At 42.3% G+C, this 20672-nt stretch carries 16 protein-coding genes, 1 pseudogene and 1 other annotated feature; of the genes and pseudogenes, 16 read left to right on the top strand and 1 reads right to left on the bottom strand.

Translation table 11 applies throughout. The features are described from left to right. The first annotated feature begins 5 nt into the window (after positions 1–5). Together NST57_RS13430 and NST57_RS20370 are read left to right on the top strand one after the other, a co-directional pair. A complete protein-coding gene (locus NST57_RS13430) occupies positions 6–425 on the top strand; it encodes a YkvA family protein (RefSeq protein ID WP_008342863.1) in 420 nt (139 codons plus the stop codon). Beyond that, a pseudogene (locus tag NST57_RS20370) lies at positions 403–592 on the top strand (hypothetical protein). The gene NST57_RS13430 and the pseudogene NST57_RS20370 overlap by 23 nt, the downstream one beginning before the upstream one ends. 16 nt (positions 593–608) lie before the next feature. Here NST57_RS20370 and NST57_RS13425 read toward each other — a convergent pair. Further along, complete coding sequence (locus NST57_RS13425; protein ID WP_142155630.1) at positions 609–1652, bottom strand: beta-propeller fold lactonase family protein; 1044 nt, start codon at positions 1650–1652, stop codon at positions 609–611. A 433-nt stretch (positions 1653–2085) separates the two neighbouring features. Between NST57_RS13425 and ilvE the strand changes: the two genes are divergently transcribed. The 14 genes from ilvE to yihA all read left to right on the top strand — a co-directional run bounded on the left by ilvE (position 2086) and on the right by yihA (position 20437). Beyond that, entirely contained in the window at positions 2086–3000 is a 915-nt protein-coding gene (gene ilvE, locus NST57_RS13420) for a branched-chain-amino-acid transaminase (RefSeq protein WP_008342856.1), read from the top strand. 8 nt (positions 3001–3008) lie between these two features. After that, positions 3009–3256, top strand: a binding site (T-box leader). Between the two features lie 122 nt (positions 3257–3378). After that, positions 3379–5103: an acetolactate synthase large subunit gene (ilvB, locus tag NST57_RS13415; RefSeq protein ID WP_341298673.1), complete on the top strand. Its 1725-nt coding sequence runs from the start codon at positions 3379–3381 to the stop codon at positions 5101–5103. Further along, entirely contained in the window at positions 5100–5618 is a 519-nt protein-coding gene (ilvN, locus tag NST57_RS13410; protein ID WP_007501584.1) for an acetolactate synthase small subunit, read from the top strand. Before ilvB ends, ilvN begins: the two co-directional genes overlap by 4 nt. A gap of 18 nt (positions 5619–5636) precedes the next feature. Next, on the top strand, positions 5637–6665 hold the full coding sequence (ilvC, locus tag NST57_RS13405; RefSeq protein WP_007501581.1) for a ketol-acid reductoisomerase: 1029 nt from the start codon (positions 5637–5639) through the stop codon (positions 6663–6665). Next, the gene (locus tag NST57_RS13400; protein ID WP_008342850.1) at positions 6652–8205 is read left to right on the top strand and encodes a 2-isopropylmalate synthase; all 1554 of its coding nucleotides are present in this window, start codon (positions 6652–6654) and stop codon (positions 8203–8205) included. Before ilvC ends, NST57_RS13400 begins: the two co-directional genes overlap by 14 nt. An 18-nt stretch (positions 8206–8223) precedes the next feature. Next, positions 8224–9321 carry a 3-isopropylmalate dehydrogenase gene (gene leuB, locus NST57_RS13395; RefSeq protein WP_341298672.1) on the top strand — a complete coding sequence of 366 codons (1098 nt, stop codon included), beginning with the start codon at positions 8224–8226 and terminating at the stop codon, positions 9319–9321. Between the two features lie 42 nt (positions 9322–9363). Beyond that, positions 9364–10779, top strand: a complete 1416-nt coding sequence (gene leuC, locus NST57_RS13390) for a 3-isopropylmalate dehydratase large subunit (protein WP_142155627.1) — start codon at positions 9364–9366, stop codon at positions 10777–10779. Between the two features lie 15 nt (positions 10780–10794). After that, positions 10795–11394, top strand: coding sequence for a 3-isopropylmalate dehydratase small subunit (gene leuD / locus NST57_RS13385; RefSeq protein ID WP_008342843.1), 600 nt, complete (start codon positions 10795–10797; stop codon positions 11392–11394). 123 nt (positions 11395–11517) lie between these two features. Further along, positions 11518–12525, top strand: a complete 1008-nt coding sequence (ddcA, locus tag NST57_RS13380) for a DNA damage checkpoint antagonist DdcA (RefSeq protein WP_008342841.1) — start codon at positions 11518–11520, stop codon at positions 12523–12525. Positions 12526–12765: 240 nt separating this feature from the next. After that, the gene (gene tig, locus NST57_RS13375) at positions 12766–14040 is read left to right on the top strand and encodes a trigger factor (RefSeq protein ID WP_008342839.1); all 1275 of its coding nucleotides are present in this window, start codon (positions 12766–12768) and stop codon (positions 14038–14040) included. A gap of 251 nt (positions 14041–14291) precedes the next feature. Continuing rightward, complete coding sequence (gene clpX / locus NST57_RS13370) at positions 14292–15557, top strand: ATP-dependent protease ATP-binding subunit ClpX (RefSeq protein ID WP_142155626.1); 1266 nt, start codon at positions 14292–14294, stop codon at positions 15555–15557. Between the two features lie 138 nt (positions 15558–15695). Next, the gene (gene lonB / locus NST57_RS13365; protein ID WP_007501566.1) at positions 15696–17357 is read left to right on the top strand and encodes an ATP-dependent protease LonB; all 1662 of its coding nucleotides are present in this window, start codon (positions 15696–15698) and stop codon (positions 17355–17357) included. A 171-nt stretch (positions 17358–17528) separates the two neighbouring features. Next, entirely contained in the window at positions 17529–19853 is a 2325-nt protein-coding gene (gene lon, locus NST57_RS13360) for an endopeptidase La (RefSeq protein WP_142155625.1), read from the top strand. Next, the gene (gene yihA, locus NST57_RS13355) at positions 19850–20437 is read left to right on the top strand and encodes a ribosome biogenesis GTP-binding protein YihA/YsxC (protein ID WP_142155624.1); all 588 of its coding nucleotides are present in this window, start codon (positions 19850–19852) and stop codon (positions 20435–20437) included. The genes lon and yihA overlap by 4 nt, the downstream gene beginning before the upstream one ends. The last annotated feature ends 235 nt before the right edge of the window (positions 20438–20672 follow it).

Raw genomic sequence — 20672 nt, 5'->3', positions numbered from 1 at the left:
ATACGATGAATCGTTCTGAGAAAAAAGAACTATTAAAGCGTTCAAAGAAGCATTTTAATGATCATGCCTTTTGGGAAAAGTTAAAAAAGACGGCACAAAAAGCTGGAGTTTCTCTTGTCTATGCTGTGTTATTACTTTATTATACATTGCAAAAACCCGAAGTACCGGTTAAAGCGAAAACCCTCATCATTGGGGCGCTAGGGTACTTTATCCTTCCGATTGATCTGATCCCTGATACATTGGTGGGGATCGGCTACACAGATGATCTAGGCGCCATCACATTTGCTCTGCTTCAAGTGGCAATGTACATTGATGACGATGTCAAAGGAAAAGCGAAAGACAGGCTGGGAAAATGGTTCGGTGAAAAAAGCGATACGTCTTTCATTGATCAAAAGCTTGAAGATGGCGGTATGCCGTCTGCTTAAAGAAAAGCCTCTTAAAAGTGTAGACAAACCCTCGCATTCTTTGTCAGTCCTGCACTTCGGTGCTCGTTCTTCCTAGACTTCAAGGGTTTTCAACTACGCTGAAAAAAAGACAAAGGGCTAAAATAAAGTTCATTTTAGCCCTTTGTCAACAATCTAATGCCTCCTAAACGGAGGCTTTTTTCATTACCCTAAAAATTTCACGCAAACCGGATGCGGAACGGTGATGTCTGATTGTAAGACAGTGAGTCGACCGGTTTCTTTGTCACGTTTGTATAACACAAGATTGCTAGATTCTTGATTTGAACCAACGAGAAATTCTTCTGTTGGATCAAGGACAAAGTCTCTAGGCCAATTTCCTTCAGATGAAGCAATGTCGACAAGGCTTAGTTTGCCGTCATGATCTGCTTTGAAAATGGCAATGCTGTCATGTCCACGATTTCCTGCATACACAAATTGACCGTCAGAAGACACATGAATGGCGCTGCCTTGATTATTCTCTGTGAAGTCATTAGGAATGGTTGCGATCGTTTGGATCTCTTCAAAATGACCATCTTCAAAGTAACGAAGTACAATGACCTCTGAGCTGAGCTCTGTCATGACATATGCCACAGGTTTCGTTGGGTGGAATGTGATATGACGAGGACCGCTGCCTGGTTTTGTTTCAAATGTATGGGCAAGTTCAAGTTTGCCGTTTTCTTTCTTATACGTATAAATACCGTCTGTGCCAAGGTCAACAGCCACTGCGAATTGTTCATCAGGTGTCAAACCCATAAAGTGAGTGTGCGGTTTTTCTTGACGGTCTTCGTTTGGTCCAGTGCCTTCATGCTGCGCCTGTGATAGCGTGCGGATCACTGAGCCGTTTTCAGCATCAATTTCATACATCTCTGCTGTTCCTTTATGATAGTTTGCTGTATACGCCGTTTTCGTTTGGCTGTCCACGCTCACGTGACAAGGAGAAGCCCCATCGGCAAGCTCTTGGTTGATGAAACGAAGTGCGCCGGTGTCAGCATCAATTTGATACGCAACAAGACCGCCCTGTGCTCCTTCTTTCACAACAGCATACACAAACTTTTGAGAATCTGAGACAGTTAAATATGTAGGATTTTCAAGTTCTGCAGCCACTTCTACTTGTTCAATCTGCTGCTTGTCCGTATTTAAAGTAAAAGAATAGATTCCTTTACTGTCTCCTTTTGTATACGTTCCGATATAACCTCTGATGTTAGCCATGTATTGCCCTCCTTCTATTAGATGCTCTCATTCTATCACAAATTCATAGGAAAACGCTTTAGAAAGGCATGCTGAAGGAAAAAACAAACGCAATGAAATCTCACAATATTCTTCAAAAACCGTGTGAAAAAATATCACAAAAGCTTGTTCAAAAGAAAACCGTTCATGTAGAGTAAATAAATTGAAGAAAAAATACAAAAAATTTTAACTTTTTTCATTCCTTGTCTAGCAAAGGTGTAAGCGTATACATTTTATTTTGATTAGTCTAAATTGTCTAATAATTTTAAAAATGCTGTTGACACTGTATGGAAAGCGGCGTAAGATGGGTTCAACAAAAGCAAACAAACACGAAAGAGCAAGCGTGAGACACTTCAATATAAAGTGTCTGAAAATTCAACTACTTTTTGTTTGAAAGAGAGGGTGCTCACTGAAGATGGAAGACCAAAAGGAACAGTGGATCTTTTTAAACGATGAACTCGTGAAAAAAGAGGATGCGAAAATTTCAGTTTATGATCATGGCTTCTTATATGGTGACGGTGTGTTCGAAGGAATACGCGTGTACAACGGGAATATCTTTCGAATGAAAGAACACTTAGACCGCCTGTATGATTCCGCTAGATCCATTATGCTGAACATTCCATATTCACTTGAGGAGCTCACTGAAAAAATGATTCATACAGTTGAAAGGAACGGCCTAAAAGATGCCTATATCCGCCTTGTTGTCTCAAGAGGAGCCGGTGATCTTGGCTTAGATCCAAACAACTGCGGGAGAGCCAACACAGTGATCATTGTAGAACCGCTGGCCATCTTTCCAAAGCACCTATATGAAACAGGTATTGATATTGTGACAGTACCGACAAGGCGAAATCGTCCTGATGTACTAAGTCCAAAAGTGAAATCATTAAACTATTTGAATAACATTCTTGTCCGAATTGAAGCCCATATGGCCGGTGTCAGTGAAGCGCTCATGCTGAACGATCAAGGGTATGTGGCTGAAGGTTCAGCGGACAACGTGTTTATTTATAAAAAAGGCAAGCTTTATACACCGCCAGGTTATATCGGCGCACTTGAAGGCATCACAAGAAATGCCATCATGGAAATCGCAGAAGACTTAGGCTACGAAGTGAAAGAAGAACCTTTCACAAGACATGATGTGTATACAGCTGAAGAAGTCTTCCTGACAGGAACCGCTGCCGAAGTCATCGCTGTTGTAAAAGTTGACGGCCGTATCATTGGCGAAGGAAAACCAGGGTTCCACACAAACAAACTTCTTGAACAATTCCGCAAGCGAGTCGTTGAAGAAGGAGAAAAAGTAGTCTTTACCGATGAAAACATTCACGCAAGCTAAATAGATATCGATAAACGTTGAAGAGGACTAGTAGCTTTAGAGTCAGTATCTACAGAGAGCCGGTGCTAGCTGGAAACCGGTGTTACTTTCTAAAGTGAACTCACCTCTGAGTGTCTGCTTGAAATGATAGTAGGGCAGACCGAGTGACATTGCATCACTCGTTACCAAAATGGACGAAAGATGTCCATGAGACGGCAGCATGATTTGCCGTGAACAAGGGTGGTACCGCGAAAAACAAAGCTTTTTCGCCCCTTTGACCTAGTGAAAAGTAGTGTCATTGTGGGGTGAGAAGGCTTTTTTATATGGTCTCATATCTCTATCTTGAATGGAAAAGGGTGAAAGGACTTGACTGAAGCAAGACAAAGAGGAGGAAATCAAATGGGGACAAATGTACAAATGGAGACGGAAAAATCAAATGCACCACAAACGATGAATGGTGCACTCATGTTAATTGAAGCACTCAAAAGAGAAAAAGTAGAAGTCATTTTTGGTTATCCTGGCGGAGCCGTTTTACCGATCTACGATAAAATTTACGATTCTGGTTTATTTCATGTCCTACCAAGACATGAGCAAGGAGCAATTCACGCAGCGGAGGGATACGCAAGAGTATCTGGTAAACCAGGCGTTGTCATTGCCACATCAGGACCGGGGGCAACAAATCTAGTCACAGGAATTGCAGATGCGATGATTGATTCACTACCTATGGTTATCTTCACTGGACAGGTGGCAACCTCAGTCATTGGATCAGATGCTTTCCAAGAAGCAGATGTACTTGGTATCACAATGCCAATCACAAAACACAGCTATCAAGTGAGACGCCCAGAAGAGTTACCGGGTGTCATTAAAGAGGCATTTCACATCGCAACAACTGGTAGACCCGGCCCAGTCTTGATTGATATTCCAAAAGATGTCGCTGGCATTGAAGGGACATTTGAATACGATCAGCCAATCGATTTGCCTGGTTATCAGCCGAAAATTGAGCCGAACTATTTGCAAATTCGCAAGTTGGTAGAAGCTGTCAGCAGAGCGAAGAAACCAGTCATTCTAGCAGGAGCTGGCGTTCTTCATGGCAAAGCGTCGGAAGAATTAAGGGAGTATGTAGAGCAGCAGCAAATCCCTGTCGCTCATACATTGCTTGGACTTGGCGGATTCCCAGCAAAGCATCCTCTTTTCCTAGGAATGGCGGGTATGCACGGCACATATGCAGCGAACATGGCACTTCATCAATGTGACTTACTCATTTCAATCGGAGCGAGATTTGATGACAGGGTAACAGGCAACCTCAATCATTTTGCAAAGCATGCGAAGGTCGCTCATATTGACATCGATCCAGCGGAAATTGGTAAAAACATTCACACCCATATCCCGGTTGTTGGTGATAGTAAGCTAGTGCTCCAAGAACTGATCAAACAGAACGGGAAACAAGGTGAAGCAGGCGAGTGGAAGAGCCAGCTAAATCAGTGGAAGGAAGAATATCCACTCTGGTATGTCGAAAACGAAGCTGAAGGCTTTAAGCCTCAAAAGCTGATCGAATACATTCATCAATTTACAAAAGGTGAAGCCATTGTGGCAACTGATGTCGGACAGCACCAAATGTGGGCTGCACAGTTCTATCCATTTGAAAATGCCGATAAATGGGTGACATCTGGTGGGCTTGGCACAATGGGATTTGGTTTACCGGCAGCGATTGGCGCGCAGCTAGCTGATCAAGAGGCAACGGTTGTGGCGATTTTAGGAGACGGAGGTTTCCAAATGACCCTGCAAGAACTTGCCGTTATCCGTGAGCTGAACCTTCCAGTGAAAGTGATTGTTCTCAATAATCACAGTCTTGGAATGGTAAGACAATGGCAAGAAATTTTTTACGAAGAACGCTACTCACATTCTAAATTTTCAGAGCAGCCAGACTTCGTGAAATTATCTGAAGCTTATGGCATTAAAGGGATCAGAATCTCATCAGACGAAGAGGCGCAAGAAAAACTCGAAGAAGCCTTAACCTCTAGAGAGCCTGTTTTCATCGATGTCAATGTAGCGAGAGATGAAAAAGTATTCCCGATGGTAGCACCGGGGAAAGGACTTCATGAGATGGTGGGGGTGAAACCTTGAAAAGAATTATTGTGTTGACTGTATTAAATCGATCAGGCGTACTGAACAGAATCACAGGCCTCTTTACCAAAAGACACTACAACATTGAAAGCATTACGGTCGGCCATTCTGAGATTCAAGATGTATCACGCATCACGTTCGTCGTCCATGTAGACCAAGAGAAAGACATCGAACAGCTGACAAAACAGCTGAACAAACAAATCGATGTTCTCAAAGTAACGGATATTACAAACCAATCAATCGTTCAGCGAGAGCTGGCTTTGATAAAAGTCGTATCTGCACCAGCATCTAGAATGGAAATCACAGGGGTCATTGAGCCTTTTAGAGCTTCTATTGTAGATGTGAGCAGAGAGAGTGTCGTCATTCAGGTGACAGGTGAGTCTTCAAAAATTGAAGCACTCATTGAATTACTTAAGCCATACGGCATTAAAGAAGTCGCCAGAACTGGCACCACGGCCTTTGCGAGAGATAATCAGCAAAAGCCCCAAACAAATAAAACAATTTCAATTGTCTAAACAAAAGGAGAGAGTCAAATGGTAAAAGTATATTATAACGGTGATATTCAAGAAAACGTATTAAATGGTCAAAAGGTTGCCATCATTGGTTACGGATCACAAGGTCATGCACATGCATTGAACTTAAAAGAGAGCGGCGTAGATGTGATTGTCGGTGTGAGAAAAGGCGGATCTTATACAAAAGCACAAGAAGACGGCCATCAAGTATTCACAGTAAAAGAAGCAGCAGCACAAGCAGATGTCGTCATGGTATTACTTCCAGATGAGCAGCAAAAGAAAGTATATGATGAAGAAATCAAAGATCAATTAGAAGCAGGTAATTCACTTGTATTCGCACACGGATTCAACGTTCACTTCCATCAAATTGTTCCTCCAAGTGACGTAGATGTGTATCTTGTGGCTCCAAAAGGTCCAGGACATCTTGTGAGAAGAACATATGAGCAAGGCGCTGGTGTACCTGCACTATTTGCTATCTATCAAGACGTATCTGGTCAAGCGAAAGACAAAGCACTTGCTTATGCAAAAGCAATCGGCGGAGCAAGAGCGGGCGTACTTGAAACAACATTTAAAGAAGAGACGGAAACGGATCTATTCGGTGAGCAGGCAGTTCTTTGTGGAGGTCTTACTTCATTAGTAAAAGCAGGTTTTGAAACATTAACAGAAGCTGGTTATCAGCCAGAGCTTGCATACTTCGAGTGTCTGCATGAACTGAAATTGATTGTTGACCTTATGTATGAAGAAGGATTAGAAGGTATGAGATATTCAATCTCTGATACAGCACAATGGGGTGACTTCGTATCAGGACCACGCGTTGTGGATGCAAAAGTAAAAGAATCAATGAAAGCAGTCTTGACTGACATCCAAAACGGAACATTCGCGAAAGAATGGATTGTTGAAAACCAAGTAAATCGTCCACGTTTCAATGCGATCAATGCAAATGAAAATGAGCACCAAATTGAAATCGTCGGAAGAAAGCTTCGTGAAATGATGCCTTTCGTTAAACAAGGAAAGAAAAAGGAAGCGGTGAGCGTCGGTGCGAAAAATTAATTTTTTTGACACAACACTTCGAGATGGAGAGCAATCACCAGGAGTGAACTTAAATGCACAAGAAAAGCTAATCATTGCAAAGCAGCTTGAGCGCCTTGGGGTTAATATCATTGAAGCGGGTTTTCCCGCTTCATCCCGAGGGGATTTCTTAGGCGTACAAGAAATTGCAAGAACGATTAAGAACTGTTCAGTTGCAGGACTTGCACGATGTGTGAAAGGTGACATTGATGCTGCATGGGACGCATTAAAAGATGGAGCTCAACCAAGAATACACGTCTTTATTGCGACGTCTGACATTCACCTCAAGCATAAACTAAAGAAAACACGTGAAGAAGTGGTTGAACAAGCTGTTTCAATGGTGAAATACGCGAAAGAGCGCTTCCCAGTTGTTCAGTGGTCAGCAGAAGATGCATGCCGGACAGATCTTTCTTTCCTAGCAGAAATTGTAGAGAAAGTAATCGACGCAGGCGCAAGTGTCATTAACTTGCCTGATACTGTTGGATACCTAGCACCAAAAGAGTACGGAAATATCTTTAAATATATGAAGGAACACGTTCCAAATATTGATCAAGTCATATTGTCAGCACACTGTCATGATGATTTAGGAATGGCTGTAGCGAACTCACTTGCTGCCATTGAAAATGGAGCAGATCAAATTGAAACAGCTGTCAACGGTATTGGAGAGCGCGCAGGGAATGCTGCTTTAGAAGAAATAGCAGTTGCCCTTCATATTCGCAAAGACTTTTACCAAGTCGAATCAACCATTCAGTTGAATGAAATTAAGCGCACAAGTGATGTAGTGAGCAAATACTCAGGTATGATTGTACCGCGTAATAAAGCAGTCGTTGGAAACAATGCATTTGCCCATGAATCAGGTATTCACCAAGATGGATTCCTCAAAGAAAAAACAACCTATGAAATTATCTCTCCAGAGCTTGTAGGCGTCACAACAGATGTGCTTGTCCTTGGTAAACACTCCGGAAGACACGCGTTTAAAGACCGCTTAAAAACACTCGGCTTTAAATTGACTGAAGAAGAAATCAATAAGTTCTTCGAAACTTTTAAGAACTTAACAGAGAAGAAGAAAGAAATCACAGATGATGATTTGATCTCTATTATATTAGAAGAAAAAGTAGCAGACCGTAAAATCGGCTATGAATTTGAAAGTCTTCAAGTTCACTATGGGACAGAGCAAATGCCGACAGCAACAGTTTCTCTTAAAAATCAAGAAACGCAAGAAGTCATTCAAGAAGCAGCTACAGGTGCAGGCAGTGTAGAAGCTGTATACAACACGCTTGAGCGCTGTATGGAGGAAAGAATTCATTTGCTAGACTATCGTATTCAATCAAATGGAAAAGGCAGAGACGCACTAGCGGAAGTATATGTCACTGTTTCAATAGAAGGAAAAGAAACAGCAGGACGCGGTGTAGCGCAAGATGTGCTGGAAGCATCGGCTAAAGCTTACGTCAATGCAGTGAATAGACATTTAATCTTTAAATCAAACCTAATAGAAATTGAGAAACATCACGCCATCTCATAAGAAAGGAGGAAGGGACTCATGAAAAAGAAAATTGCACTTTTGCCCGGCGATGGAATCGGACCGGAAGTCGTCACATCAGCCGTCGCTGTTCTGAAAGAGACAGCGGCTCAATTTCAACACGAATTTGAATTTGAAACAGCTCTCATTGGCGGCATAGCGATAGATGAAAAAAACAATCCGCTCCCTCAAGAAACAGTAGAAGTGTGCAAAAGCGCAGATGCGATTTTATTAGGAGCCGTTGGCGGACCAAAGTGGGATCAAAACCCGCCAGAGCTTCGCCCAGAAAAAGGTTTGCTCTCAATCCGCAAGCAGCTGGACTTGTTTGCGAACATCCGCCCTGTCAAAGTATTTGATAGCTTGAGTGAGGCTTCACCGTTAAAACAAGATCACATTAGTGGAGTAGATTTCGTCATCGTTCGTGAATTAACTGGAGGCCTCTACTTTGGTGAACCAAGTGAGCGCTACACGGATGATGAAGGAAAAGAAGCTGCGGTTGATACACTTCTTTATACGAAGGAAGAAATTGTTCGTGTATTAAAAGAAGCATTCGACATGGCGTTAACGAGACGTAAAAAAGTAACGTCTGTGGATAAAGCAAATGTTCTCGCTTCGAGTAAACTATGGCGGGATGCGGTAGAAGAAGTTGCATCCCAATATCCAGATGTCGCATTTGAGCACATGCTCGTCGATAATGCCGCGATGCAGCTTATTTATAAGCCCGCTCAATTTGATGTCATCGTGACAGAAAATATGTTTGGTGACATTTTAAGTGACGAAGCATCTATGATTACTGGCTCACTCGGCATGCTGCCATCTGCTAGTTTATCAAGCACCGGCCTTCACTTATATGAGCCGATTCATGGTTCAGCACCCGATATTGCGGGGCAAAATGTCGCAAACCCTCTGGCTACTATATTATCAGCAGCCAGCTTGCTTAGAACATCCTTTGCTCTAGAAGAAGAAGCGGCTGCAATTGAAGCAGCTGTGGAAGCCGTTCTTGCCTCTGGCAAACGAACAAAGGACCTAGCATCAAAAGAGGGAACGTATGAAACGACTGATGATATCACGAAAGCCGTTGTAGATGCACTGAAACAACAGGCGAAAACCATTGTATAAATAGAAATCTTGTTGAATTAGGTAGAGGGAGGAAAAAGGGTTATGCCTCGAACAATCATCGAAAAAATATGGGATCAGCATGTTGTCAAAAATGGCGAGGGAAAACCAGACCTTTTATATATTGATCTGCACTTGGTGCATGAGGTGACGTCACCTCAAGCATTTGAAGGATTAAGACAAAAAGGGCGTAAGGTGAGAAGACCACAAAACACATTTGCAACGATGGATCATAACATTCCGACTGTGAATCGATTTGTGATCAAAGATGAGGTTGCGAAGAAGCAAGTGAGTGCTCTAGAGCGCAACTGTGCTGAATTTGGGGTCCGTCTAGCTGACCTACACAGTGTTGACCAAGGAATTGTTCATGTCGTTGGACCTGAGCTTGGTTTAACACTTCCGGGGAAAACAATCGTATGTGGAGATAGTCATACATCTACACATGGCGCATTTGGTGCACTTGCCTTTGGGATTGGCACAAGTGAGGTTGAGCATGTACTTTCCACACAAACACTTTGGCAGCAGCGTCCGAAGACACTAGAAATTAGAGTAGACGGAACGCTTCAAAAAGGGGTAACAGCCAAAGATGTCATTTTAGCAGTCATTGGCGCACATGGCGTGAAGTTCGGTTCAGGTTATGTCATTGAATACACTGGGGAAGTATTCAGAAACATGTCAATGGATGAGCGGATGACCGTTTGTAATATGTCAATTGAAGCAGGCGCAAGAGCAGGATTGATCGCACCTGATGAAGTGACCTTTGAATATTGCCGCGGACGTAAATACGCACCGCAGGGTGAAGATTTTGAAGCAGCGATAAAAGAATGGAAAGAACTAAGAACAGATCCGGGTGCGACCTATGATAAAACCATTGTTTTAGATGGAAATCATATTTCACCAATGGTCACGTGGGGAATTAACCCAGGAATGGTGCTCCCAGTGGATGCAGCGATTCCAGGACCTGAAGATTTTGCACAAGAAGATGACCAAAAAGAAGCAAAACGTGCTTATGAATACATGGGGGTTCACCCGCATCAGCGTATTGAAGATATTACGATTGAGCATGTGTTTATTGGCTCATGTACGAACTCAAGAATGACTGATTTACGCCAAGCCGCTTCTATGATTGAAGGCCAAAAAGTAGCCGATCATGTCAGAGCGATTGTGGTTCCTGGCTCTCAAAGTGTCAAACTGCAAGCAGAAAAAGAAGGTCTTCATGAAATTTTCCTAGAAGCAGGATTTGAATGGAGAGAATCTGGCTGTAGTATGTGCCTCAGCATGAATAACGATGTGGTGCCAGAAGGTGAACGCTGTGCATCTACATCAAACCGTAACTTTGAGGGACGTCAAGGGAAGGGTGCAAGAACGCATCTTGTCAGCCCGGCAATGGCTGCAATGGCTGCCATACATGGCCGATTTGTCGATGTCAGGAAGTTTAATCAAGAGAAAACAGTCGTGTAAGGAGTTGTGTCATAAATGGAGCCTTTAGTCACTCATAAAGGAAAAGCCGCTGTGCTTAACCGTATTAATGTAGATACAGATCAAATCATTCCGAAACAGTTTTTGAAAAGAATCGAACGAACAGGATATGGCCGATTTGCCTTTTTTGACTGGCGATATTTAGCAGATGGCAGTCCGAATCCAGATTTTGAACTCAATCAGCCGATTTATGAAGGAGCCTCTATTTTGATCGCAGGCGAAAACTTTGGCTGCGGGTCATCAAGGGAACATGCGCCTTGGGCACTTGATGATTATGGTTTCAAAATTGTCATTGCCCCATCTTTCGCCGATATTTTTCATCAAAACTGTTTTAAAAACGGGATGCTTCCGATCCGCCTTGATTATGATGTGTGGAAAACGTTTGCTGCATCATATGAAAACAAAGGATATGAAATGACAGTTGATCTGGAAAAACAACAGATTCAAGACCATGAAGGGAATGTTACTCCTTTCGATGTAGATCCACACTGGAGAGAAATGCTCCTGAATGGCTATGATGAGATTTCATTAACATTGTTACTAGAAGATGAGATTCAGGCATTTGAAGAGAAACGTAGCAGCTGGCTGCGTGCATAAACAACAAGAAGCCGTCCCCGTGGTGTGACGGCTTCTTTTTTGCATGAAAACCTCTCGTTACTTGTGTTTACTAACCTTCGTTGGTAAACTGATAAAAAATATGCGCCCGAAAGGAACGTAAGCATGAAACATGACAAGAAGAAAGATAATGTCATTTTGTTTCCTGGTCTGAAAGAAAGACTGATTGAAAAAGGAATGGCAGCATTAAAAGATAAACAGTATCAAGAGGCGCTTCACTTATTTTCAGAAGCGAAATCGTATGATGACGATGAAGAATCCGATATTCATCTCGGTATGGCGATTTGTTTTCTAGAGCTTGGTGAGCTGCAGGATGCAAAGCGAGTATGTGAAAAGATGCTACATGAAGGATATGGACACTATTTCACTGTGCTTCAAGTGTATATGACCATCTTAATTCAGCTGAAAGAGTACGAGGAAGTCAAACAAACAATTGAGGCTGTCCTTGAAGAAAATCACCTTCCAGCAGAAAGCGCGGAGCATTTCTATAAACTGCTTGAATTTAGCAGAAAGATGATTGAATCACCAGAAGAGATTTTAGACGAAGACGAGGAAGGCAGCGGAGAAATCAATATAGATGAAATGCTCGAGCGGCCAGAAGAGCAGGTGCAGTTCATCCATTCGCTGAAAGACCGAAACATCACGCCGCATATGGGTCTATTAAATACGATCCTACAAAAGCCTGATGGAAACCCTTTGGTCAAATCATTGATCCTGCAACTTCTGTCAGATCATGATGTGGCAAAGCCGGTTCATGTGACGAAGTTCGGTGATTCTTTAACGCTTGTTCCTTCTGAGGCTGTCAAGCCAGAGCAAATGCCACTGCTTCAGCAAGTCCTTCGAAAGCTCGATGACACTCTCGGCAATGAGAACCCAACCCTTTACCAAGGGGTTGAAGAGTTATGGCGCCGGCACTTATTTGTGCTATATCCATTTCTTCCTAAATATACAGATCCAAATCTTTGGGCAGCGGCACTTCATAAAGTCGGCTATGAAATGCATGGGATCGAGATCGATCTCGAAGAATTGCATTTATTGTATGATTTTAACGAACGAGAGCTGAGAGAAGCTTGTACAATGCTGAAAGATATTGAAGAAATTTCTTATTTGTAATTTGTCGATTTAGTTGAAAGACGGACTTGTTATGTTATAATATAATGGTTGTATTTGTGCATATATCGTGCGGTTGTAAGATTCCAACGGTTGAAAGACGTTATGTATAATCAAGTCAAATATTGTATACATAAGACCGCTTCTTTAGCGGAGTGCGTAGTTTTTGATTGGACGAAGTCTTTATGATGCTTTAGAATGTAACAACGCACAATCTGAATAGATTTTTGGAGGGAAACACACATGTCAGTAAAATGGGAAAAACAAGAAGGTAACGAAGGTGTCTTAACAGTAGAAGTTGACGCTGAAACATTTAACAAAGCACTTGATGATGCATTTAAGAAAGTAGTTAAGCAAGTATCAATCCCTGGATTCCGTAAAGGGAAAGTACCACGTGGTCTTTTCGAGCAGCGTTTTGGAGTAGAATCTCTTTATCAAGATGCACTAGATATTCTTCTTCCAGTTGAATATCCAAAAGCAATCGACGAAGCTGGTATCGAGCCGGTTGACCGCCCTGAAATCGATGTTGAGAAAATCGAAAAAGGCGAAAGCTTAATCTTCACTGCAAAAGTAACAGTGAAGCCAGAAGTAAAACTTGGTGACTACAAAGGTCTTAACGTAGAAAAAGACGACACATCTGTATCTGATGAAGATGTCCAAGAAGAGTTAAAAGCTATGCAAAACCGTCAAGCTGAGCTTGTTGTCAAAGAAGAAGGCGCAATCGAAAACGGCGATACAGTTGTTCTTGATTTCGAAGGATTCGTTGATGGAGAAGCATTCGAAGGCGGAAAAGCTGAGAACTACTCTCTTGAAGTAGGTTCTGGTTCATTCATCCCTGGTTTCGAAGAGCAATTGGTTGGTCTTGAAGCAGGTGCAGAAAAAGACGTTGAAGTGACTTTCCCAGAAGAATATCATGCTGAAGACCTTGCAGGTAAACCAGCTGTATTCAAAGTGAAAATTCATGAAATCAAAGCAAAAGAACTTCCAGCACTTGACGATGAGTTCGCTAAAGATGTTGATGAAGAAGTAGAAACGATTGCTGAATTAACTGAAAAAACGAAGAAACGTCTTGAAGAAGCAAAAGAAAACGAAGCAGAAGGCAAACTTCGTGAAGAGCTAGTAGCAAAAGCTTCTGAAAATGCGGAAGTTGACGTTCCTCAAGCGATGGTTGACACTGAGCTAGACCGTATGATGAAAGAATTCGAACAACGTCTTCAAATGCAAGGGATGAACCTTGAGCTTTACTTCCAGTTCTCTGGACAAGATGAAGATGCGCTAAAAGAGCAAATGAAAGAAGATGCTGCTAAACGCGTAAAATCTAATCTTACTCTTGAAGCAATTGCTGCTGCAGAAGACTTACAAGTGTCTGATGAAGAAGTGGAAGAAGAACTTTCAAAAATGGCTGAAGCATACAACATGCCTATTGAAAATATCAAACAAGCGATCGGTTCTACTGAAGCAATGAAAGAAGATTTAAAAGTTCGTAAAGCAATTGATTTTCTTGTAGAAAACCGTTAATATGGTGCATAATAATAAAACAGGGCGCGAGTGACTCGTGCCTTGTTTTGTACAATTTTTGACTTATCATCGCTTCTTTTGGAAACGATAGTGTAAGTCGCATCTTTCTGTCATACATATCTCAATGTGCAGTGTTACAAACACATCATTACCGTCTTTTAGGAAAGTATGGTAAAATGCATACATACTGGACCCAGAAGGGTAGCTGACTGTTAGCTACAGGCAAGTGAAGAAGAATAAGGGGTGAAAGAATGTTTAAATTCAACGAGGAAAAAGGTCAATTAAAATGCTCGTTTTGCGGAAAAACGCAAGATCAAGTGCGTAAACTGGTCGCAGGACCTGGCGTATATATATGTGATGAATGTATCGAGCTTTGCACGGAAATAGTTGAAGAAGAGCTCGGTACTGAGGAAGAAGTTGAATTCAAGGATGTTCCGAAACCTCATGAAATCCGGGAGATTCTTGATGAATATGTCATCGGACAAGAGAATGCGAAGAAATCCTTAGCTGTAGCGGTTTATAACCATTACAAGCGGATTAATTCCAACAGTAAGATTGATGATGTTGAGCTTTCGAAAAGTAACATTTCTATGATTGGACCAACAGGAAGCGGTAAAACATTACTTGCACAAACGCTTGCACGTATTTTAAATGTTCCATTTGCGATTGCAGATGCGACGTCTTTAACGGAAGCAGGTTACGTTGGGGAAGACGTAGAGAATATTTTACTAAAGCTGATCCAAGCAGCAGATTATGATGTAGAAAAAGCTGAAAAAGGCATTATCTACATCGATGAAATCGATAAAGTAGCAAGAAAATCAGAAAACCCTTCTATCACTCGTGATGTATCTGGGGAAGGTGTACAGCAAGCCCTTTTGAAAATTCTTGAAGGAACGGTCGCTAGTGTACCGCCTCAAGGTGGACGTAAGCATCCTCATCAAGAATTCATTCAAATTGATACAACAAATATCCTCTTCATTTGTGGTGGAGCCTTTGATGGCATTGAGCAAATCATCAAACGCCGCTTAGGTCAAAAAGTCATTGGATTCGGTGCGGAAAATAAAATTGAAGATATTGAAAAAGAAGTCCTTCTATCAAAAGTTCTGCCAGAAGACTTACTTCGCTTCGGTTTAATCCCAGAATTCATTGGTCGTCTTCCGGTTATTGCAAGCCTAGAGCCGTTAGATGAAAAAGCACTTGTCGAAATCTTGACGAAGCCTAAAAATGCACTCGTTAAGCAATATACAAAAATGCTTGAGCTTGATGATGTTGAGCTAGAGTTTGAAGAAGATGCTCTTAGCGAAATTGCGAAAAAAGCCATTGAGCGTAAAACAGGAGCTCGTGGCCTTCGCTCCATCATTGAAGGCATCATGCTTGATGTGATGTTTGATCTTCCATCTCGTGATGATATTGAGAAATGTGTCATTACTGGTGCAACGGTTGCTGATGGTGAGCCGCCTCGTCTTGTCTTAAAAGACGGTACAGTCGTGAATAAAGATACAAAAACATCAGCATAAGCCCATTTGATGACTCCTGAATCGTTTGATTCAGGAGTTTTTTATTTATCGTGGAAGTTGTGTTTATTCCGTCCAGCTCTAGGAAATACTAGCAGACAGAAACCAATACATAACGATAGATGAAGGAGGGAGCACCGATTGAGCTGGACAGGAATCGTATTATTCATACAACTGTTCTTTGGTATCGTCATCGGGTTGTATTTTTGGAACTTACTGAAAAATCAGCGCACACAAAAGGTGACGATCGATAAAGAATCAAAGAAAGAAATGGAAGCACTCAGAAAGATGCGATCCATTAAACTGAGTGAACCTTTATCAGAGAGAGTCCGGCCAAAGGGGTTTCAAGATATTGTAGGGCAGGAAGACGGTATACGTGCACTTAAAGCTGCCCTGTGTGGACCGAACCCGCAACATGTTATCGTCTACGGGCCGCCTGGTGTTGGAAAAACAGCTGCTGCCCGTCTAGTGATGGAAGAGGCGAAGCGTCACGCTGATTCACCATTTAAAAAAGATGCAGTATTTGTTGAACTTGATGCCACAACGGCAAGATTTGATGAACGAGGCATCGCAGACCCCTTGATTGGTTCCGTACATGATCCCATTTATCAAGGAGCAGGGGCCATGGGACAGGCAGGCATTCCGCAGCCGAAACAAGGAGCCGTCACACATGCTCATGGCGGCGTTCTCTTTATCGATGAAATTGGAGAACTGCATCCGATTCAAATGAACAAAATGCTCAAAGTGCTAGAAGATCGAAAAGTGTTTTTAGACAGTGCTTATTACAGTGAAGAAAATACGCAAATCCCGAATCACATCCATGATATTTTTCAAAATGGGCTGCCCGCTGATTTTCGACTGATTGGCGCCACGACAAGAACACCGGACGAAATTCCGCCGGCTATTCGATCAAGATGTTTGGAGATTTTCTTTAAGGATTTGGATCAGCATGAGCTGAAAATTGTTGCAGCTAAAGCAGTCGAGAAAATACAGAAGGAATTAAGTGATGAAGGACTGAACCTGTTAACATCCTACGTGAAAAATGGACGTGAAGCGGTCAACATGGTGCAGATCGCCGCAGGTATGGCTGTCACTGAAAACCGAAAAGATATTACGATCGCCGATGTAGAATGGGTCATTCATTCAAGCCAGCTGACACCAAGATATGAACAAAAAGTACCGGAAAAGCCAAAGGTAGGAGTAGTAAATGGTCTTGCCGTGTATGGACCGAATAGCGGGGCTTTGCTTGAAATTGAAGTGAACATTTGTAAAGCCCTTGAAAAAGGCAGTATCAATATTACTGGTATTGCGGAAGAAGAAAGCATCGGCAATCAGTCGAAATCAATCAGACGGAAAAGTATGGCGAAGGGCTCAGTTGAAAATGTATTAACCGTGCTTCGAAACTTGGGCATACGAACAAATGAATATGATATCCACATTAATTTTCCGGCTGGTGCCCCAATTGATGGGCCGTCTGCTGGAATTGCGATGGCCACAGCCATTTTCTCAGCCATTCATCAAATCCCGATTGATCATTTAACGGCGATGACCGGTGAGATTGGATTACAAGGTCAGGTGAAGCCGATCGGCGGTGTCATACCAAAAATCAAGGCAGCCAAACAAGCGGGTGTCAAAACAGTGATCATCCCATATGACAATCAGCAGTCGATCTTAAAAGAGATTGAAGGCGTTACGATTGTGCCTGTGAAGCACTTCCAAGAAGTGCTGGATCAGTGTTTGGTCAATCCGCCAGATGAGAAGAAAGATGGACTAGAAGAAGAAATGAAAAGGAAATCTGTTTAATCCCCATCTCATATGGGGATTTTTTAGTGAAATAGATCTTTTTTTCTTTTTCAAGATAAAAAGAAAGGGTATACTACGGTAAGATCATCATTTCTCAAGTCTTTTACATTGTACAAGACTGAAACAGGTATATTATAATGATTCATACTAGTGACGGAGGTGTCTATCAACATGGCAGATGAAATCAAAAAGAATGTTCCGCTCCTTCCACTGCGAGGCTTGCTTGTTTATCCAACAATGGTCTTGCATTTGGACGTTGGGCGCGAAAAGTCTGTTCAAGCATTAGAACAGGCCATGATGAACGATCATATGATTTTTCTAGCTACACAGCGGGAAATTTCAATAGATGAACCAGGTGAAGAGGAAATTTTCAAAGTCGGCACCTACACAAAAATTAAACAAATGCTGAAGCTGCCAAATGGAACGATTCGTGTGCTCGTCGAAGGCTTAAATCGAGCGCAGATCGAATCCTACATGGAGCTAGAAGACTATACATCAGTCGATATTAAAGAGTTGGCAGAAGAAGAATTAAAGGACGCAGAAGCAGAAGCACTCATGCGCACTTTGCTAGATCACTTTGATCAGTACATAAAAATTTCAAAAAAAATCTCAGCTGAAACATATGCAACGGTGACGGATATTGAAGAACCTGGAAGGATGGCGGATATCGTCGCTTCCCACCTGCCTTTGAAATTAAAAGACAAGCAAGAAGTGCTGGAAACAGTCGGTGTCAAAAAACGGTTGAACCGGGTCATCAGCCTCATTCACAATGAAAAAGAAGTGCTGGAGATTGAAAAGAAAATTGGGCAGCGTGTCAAACGTTCAATGGAGCGAACGCAAAAAGAATATTATTTGCGCGAACAAATGAAAGCTATTCAAAAAGAGCTTGGAGACAAAGAGGGGAAAACCGGCGAAGTCAGTACGCTTATGGCTAAAATTGAAGAATCCGGCATGCCAGATTCCGTTCGTGAAACGGCTTTAAAAGAACTGAACCGTTATGAAAAAATCCCTTCAAGCTCTGCTGAGAGTTCTGTCATTCGCAATTATATTGACTGGCTGATCAATCTGCCGTGGGGCATCTATACAGAAGATCGTCTAGATTTAAAGCTTGCAAGTGAAATTTTAGATGACGAGCACCACGGGCTTGAAAAAGTAAAAGAGCGGGTACTCGAATATCTTGCTGTTCAAAAACTAACAAATTCATTAAAGGGACCGATTCTTTGCTTAGCAGGACCTCCTGGGGTAGGGAAGACGTCACTTGCAAAATCCATTGCCAAATCACTCGATCGAAAGTTTATCCGTATCTCTCTTGGTGGTGTACGTGATGAATCTGAGATCCGTGGTCATCGAAGAACCTATGTAGGTGCGATGCCGGGCCGTATCATTCGCGGGATGAGCAAGGCGGGCACAATGAATCCGGTCTTTCTTTTAGATGAAATTGATAAAATGTCTTCTGACTTTAGAGGAGATCCGTCTTCTGCGATGCTTGAAGTGTTAGATCCAGAGCAAAATCATAACTTTAGCGATCACTATATTGAAGAGACATTTGATTTGTCTCAAGTGTTATTTATCGCAACTGCCAACAATTTAGCAACCATTCCAGGTCCACTTCGTGATAGAATGGAGATTATCACGATTGCAGGGTATACGGAAGTTGAAAAAGCAGAAATTGTGAAAGATCACCTTTTGCCGAAGCAGCTAAAGGAGCACGGATTAAAGAAGGGGAACTTGCAGCTTCGTGAAGCAGCGATTTACGATATGATTCGCTATTACACGAGAGAAGCGGGGGTCCGCGGGTTAGAGCGTCAGCTTGCGGCAATTTGCCGAAAAGCGGCGAGAACGATTGTGGCTGAAGACCGTAAACGCATCACAGTGACGGAAAAGAACTTATCTGAATTCCTCGGAAAAAGACTTTACCGTTATGGTCAGGCGGAAACGACAGATCAGGTCGGCGTTGTCACAGGTCTTGCATATACCACAGTTGGCGGAGACACCTTGTCCATCGAGGTCTCACTCTCGCCGGGTAAAGGCAAACTTTTGCTAACAGGTAAGCTTGGTGATGTCATGAGAGAATCTGCGCAGGCGGCATTCAGTTATATCCGTTCAAAAGCAGATGAACTGAACATTGATCCTCAATTTAATGAAAAGCACGATATTCATATCCATGTTCCAGAGGGTGCGGTTCCAAAGGACGGGCCATCAGCTGGTATTACCATTGCGACGGCTCTTGTATCAGCACTCACAGGACGTCCTGTTTCAAAAGAGGTTGGCATGACAGGAGAAATTACGTTAAGAGGAAGAGTGCTTCCGATTGGCGGATTAAAAGAAAAAGCATTAGGCGCACATCGTGCAGGACTAAAAACGATTATTCTTCCAAAGGACAATGAGAAGGATATTGATGATATTCCTGAAAGTGTGAGAGAAGGATTAACTTTTATTCCGGTTTCACATTTAGATGAAGTGCTTGAGAAAGCGTTAGTAGGAGAGGGAAGATGAAAGTAACAAAATCAGATATCGTCATTAGTGCGGTGAAACCAGAGCAGTACCCGAGCGGGGGACTGCCTGAGATCGCACTTGCTGGACGATCAAATGTTGGAAAATCCTCGTTCATTAACTCATTGATTAACCGGAAAAATTTAGCGCGTACGTCTTCTAAACCAGGAAAGACCCAAACGCTTAATTTTTACATTATTAATGATATGCTCCATTTTGTGGACGTCCCAGGTTATGGCTTTGCAAAAGTATCAAAAACAGAGCGCGAAGCATGGGGTAGAATGATCGAAACGTATATTACAATGCGTGAAGAGTTAAAAGCAGTCGTCCAAATTGTGGATCTGCGTCATAAGCCGTCCGCAGATGATGTGAACATGTATGAATTCCTTAAATATTATGGAGTTCCTGTGATCGTCATTGCGACAAAGGCCGATAAAATTCCAAAAGGTAAATGGGAAAAGCATGCGAAAGTCGTCAAACAGACACTCGACATTGACCCATCAGATGAATTAATCCTTTTCTCTTCTGAAACAAAAAAGGGAAAAGATGAAGCCTGGAATGCGATCCTTGCGAAGATTAACAGTTAAAAGAAAGGCATCAGCACATAGCAGATGACTCAGCGCGAAGACAAACCCTCGCATTCGGTGTCAGTCCTGCGTGCTGGTGCTCACGAATGTCAAATTCGCTCCGCGCCAGTACTCGTCCTTCCTAGGGCTGCAAAGGTTTTCTGTCACGCTGAAAAGAAGACAAATGGCTAAAATCAAGTTCATTTTAGCCATTTGTCAACATTCTAAGGCATCTGCACAAAGCAGATGCCTTTTT

This window comes from Bacillus sp. FSL M8-0077 (assembly GCF_038050255.1).
Classification (GTDB): Bacteria; Bacillota; Bacilli; order Bacillales; family Bacillaceae; genus Bacillus; species Bacillus altitudinis.
This window is presented reverse-complemented; position numbering and strand designations above follow the sequence as displayed.

Excerpts from the sequence above, each read along its gene's own strand:
- NST57_RS13430 (WP_008342863.1), top strand. The coding sequence starts at position 6 with ATGAATCGTTCTGAGAAAAAAGAACTATTAAAGCGTTCAAAGAAGCAT.
- NST57_RS13425 (WP_142155630.1), bottom strand. The coding sequence starts at position 1,652 with ATGGCTAACATCAGAGGTTATATCGGAACGTATACAAAAGGAGACAGT.
- ilvE (WP_008342856.1), top strand. The coding sequence starts at position 2,086 with ATGGAAGACCAAAAGGAACAGTGGATCTTTTTAAACGATGAACTCGTG.
- ilvB (WP_341298673.1), top strand. The coding sequence starts at position 3,379 with ATGGGGACAAATGTACAAATGGAGACGGAAAAATCAAATGCACCACAA.
- ilvC (WP_007501581.1), top strand. The coding sequence starts at position 5,637 with ATGGTAAAAGTATATTATAACGGTGATATTCAAGAAAACGTATTAAAT.
- leuB (WP_341298672.1), top strand. The coding sequence starts at position 8,224 with ATGAAAAAGAAAATTGCACTTTTGCCCGGCGATGGAATCGGACCGGAA.
- leuC (WP_142155627.1), top strand. The coding sequence starts at position 9,364 with ATGCCTCGAACAATCATCGAAAAAATATGGGATCAGCATGTTGTCAAA.
- leuD (WP_008342843.1), top strand. The coding sequence starts at position 10,795 with ATGGAGCCTTTAGTCACTCATAAAGGAAAAGCCGCTGTGCTTAACCGT.
- ddcA (WP_008342841.1), top strand. The coding sequence starts at position 11,518 with ATGAAACATGACAAGAAGAAAGATAATGTCATTTTGTTTCCTGGTCTG.
- tig (WP_008342839.1), top strand. The coding sequence starts at position 12,766 with ATGTCAGTAAAATGGGAAAAACAAGAAGGTAACGAAGGTGTCTTAACA.
- clpX (WP_142155626.1), top strand. The coding sequence starts at position 14,292 with ATGTTTAAATTCAACGAGGAAAAAGGTCAATTAAAATGCTCGTTTTGC.
- lon (WP_142155625.1), top strand. The coding sequence starts at position 17,529 with ATGGCAGATGAAATCAAAAAGAATGTTCCGCTCCTTCCACTGCGAGGC.
- yihA (WP_142155624.1), top strand. The coding sequence starts at position 19,850 with ATGAAAGTAACAAAATCAGATATCGTCATTAGTGCGGTGAAACCAGAG.